Raw genomic sequence first — 2,398 nt, 5'->3', positions numbered from 1 at the left:
GTGATGGATAATTTAACTTCAACCAACCACCTACTTCCTGAAATTCCCAAGCTAAATTATCAGAATCATCCTTAGTAGTCTTGTCAAGGTACTCGCATATAGTGATTAAATTTTCATATTTATCCTTGTTTGGAGCAATAAAATCTTTAACATACTCGTGGTCTAGATATTCCTCTTTGTCAAACTCATATTTTTGAAAATCTAACCACACCATATTTTCAGGTAAAGAACCTATTGAAGAACCATCTAACTTAACTATTATTTGTGCCCACTTGCAGTATTCAGGGTCAACCGAACCTATAGCTAAAGATATTTTGTGACGCTCATTAGTAGGTAGGAAAAGCAAAAGATTATCTAGAAGTAATAATAGCAATCGTGTATTTTTTTTGCTTTGGTCAGTAAGTAGTAATCTTTTACCATTCAAAATTACATCTAGTGCTTGAAGCAAAATCTTTTGCTCAGAATTTTTAAGTTTTTTCCATACTTTTTCTATCGTCTCCCTTGCTTTTTTCTCTGTAGTTTCTGTTGCTGGTAAAGGCTTAAAATCTTCCAGACCCAAAAGCCAAGATTTTTGCTCAGAATCATCAAGTTGGTTAAGACTACTGAAGGTTGGTATTGACATATTACCTAGTCCTCCCAACAACCTACAAATTTGATTTTTAAATCCAACTATTTCTGCCTCAGATACAAAAATATAACGATGCTGGAAAAATGAGCGACTGCCACCTCTCGAAAAGATACCTTTATCTTTATTAAAAGCAGGAGCAGCTTGAATAAGTAGAATTTTTTTTTCTGGCAAAATCCGAGTATTATTCCTACAAATTCCTACAGCTTTACGATTAGGGTCGCTACCTTGACTTCCCCAAAAGTAATAAATTTTTTCATGTATATCTTCCAGCTCTGAAATATTATTGTTTAAATTTTCACTGCAAGAAACTAGACGGTACTCACTATCCTTTTCTGCAACAAACTTACCATATATAAACTGGTCAAATTTAGACTCTTGCGACATGAGGTTATATCTCCATAACTAAAATTGCTTTTAAGTATTAGAATCTCCTGAAGAAGTATTAGGAATATTTGGGGGAAAACTCTTAATTCCTCTCACTAACCAATCAATAGGAGTAAATATATTTATTGGGTTGAAAGGTGCTTCTGTATTAATTTTATATTTGTTGGGATTAATGTCTTCTGTCTTGATATTTTCCTTTCCAAAATCCTATGGGTCTTGCTCGTCTTGCTCGTCTTGCTCGTATGTTAAAAATATAGGATCTTCTTCAAATTCAAATTTTGATGCCGTATTTTTTTGTCTTTCTTCTTCTTGTTTTTCTTCTTCGTCGAGAATAACAGGAGATTTTACATTACCATCACTATCTTTGTAGGTTCCAAAACCAGAAATATAAAATAACTGACAGCGATTTTCTGGAGTAGGATTTATGTTTAATCTAGGATTATCCTTAGACTTATCTTTAGGTTTTTCTATTTGTACATGAAAAAAGTTGCTTAACCATTTTAAATTCACATTTGGTCCTTTCCCTAACATTTCTAGAAACATCTGTTCGGGATACTTATATTTTTCTTCAAGATACTTTTGATTAACTTCTGCATGATCTATTTTAGTAATGCCAAAAGCGACATACTGCTCCAATGGTTTTCGACCACTTTTCCTTTGCATTGCATTAAATAGTTTCATTAGTAAAGTATGGTATGGTTTAGTCTGTTTATCCTCCTGTAACGGACTTAGTAAAAATATAATCCCATGACATTAAAGGAGATAATCAACCACAGTACCCTCTTGACTATTTTCGTGCAAAAAATCATTGTAAGGGTCTTGTAAAGTTTTTCCAGAAAAGTCGAAAAATGTTAATTCAGTATTACTTCCATCCTCATTGTTTATCCTGTAGGAATACTTGCTTTTTTCCCCTGCTGTTTCTGTAGCGGGTATAAATATTCCTCGATCCAAAAGTTCTATACCATTATTAATATATTCTTCTGTATCCTCGTCAGTTATTTGAATTTTCCCTTCATTGAGTAAATATTCATATAATCTGAGCATATAAACAGATTTTCCAGCGCTTTGAAAACCCCAAATTCCTAAACGAATTGGTGAAGGAATTGGTCGTGGTTTTGGACTCGGTTCATTGACTGATTCATTGACAGTTTCGTTTGCTGTTGTATTAAACATAGACGAAATTAACCTCGTGTATAAGTAGCTTTACCTGAATCGAAATTTACCGCTAATTTAACAGTACAGAAAAACAATAAATTGGATGTTCATAGAGCGCCAAAATACTTCTATTATAATTGCTCTTTATAAGATAAAGCTTCATCTATTAGAGCAAACCATTGTTTCTGTAATTCCTTTTGTTCTTCTAACTCCTGAAGTAGCTTTATCTGA

General features: G+C 33.0%; 3 protein-coding genes. All 3 read right to left on the bottom strand.

Annotation, left to right across the window (positions count from 1 at the left end):
* The coding region (locus F6K22_RS38880; RefSeq protein WP_293110289.1) for a hypothetical protein at nucleotides 1-1,012 on the bottom strand (1,012 nt) is incomplete at its 3' end.
* 207 nt (nucleotides 1,013-1,219) lie between these two features.
* A complete protein-coding gene (locus tag F6K22_RS38875) occupies nucleotides 1,220-1,693 on the bottom strand; it encodes a hypothetical protein (protein WP_293110288.1) in 474 nt (157 codons plus the stop codon).
* A gap of 72 nt (nucleotides 1,694-1,765) precedes the next feature.
* On the bottom strand, nucleotides 1,766-2,185 hold the full coding sequence (locus F6K22_RS38870; RefSeq protein WP_293110286.1) for a TRAFAC clade GTPase domain-containing protein: 420 nt from the start codon (nucleotides 2,183-2,185) through the stop codon (nucleotides 1,766-1,768).
* Between the last annotated feature and the right edge of the window lie 213 nt (nucleotides 2,186-2,398).

This window comes from Okeania sp. SIO2F4, assembly GCF_010672385.1.
Classification (GTDB): domain Bacteria; phylum Cyanobacteriota; class Cyanobacteriia; order Cyanobacteriales; family Microcoleaceae; genus Trichodesmium.
This window is presented reverse-complemented; position numbering and strand designations above follow the sequence as displayed.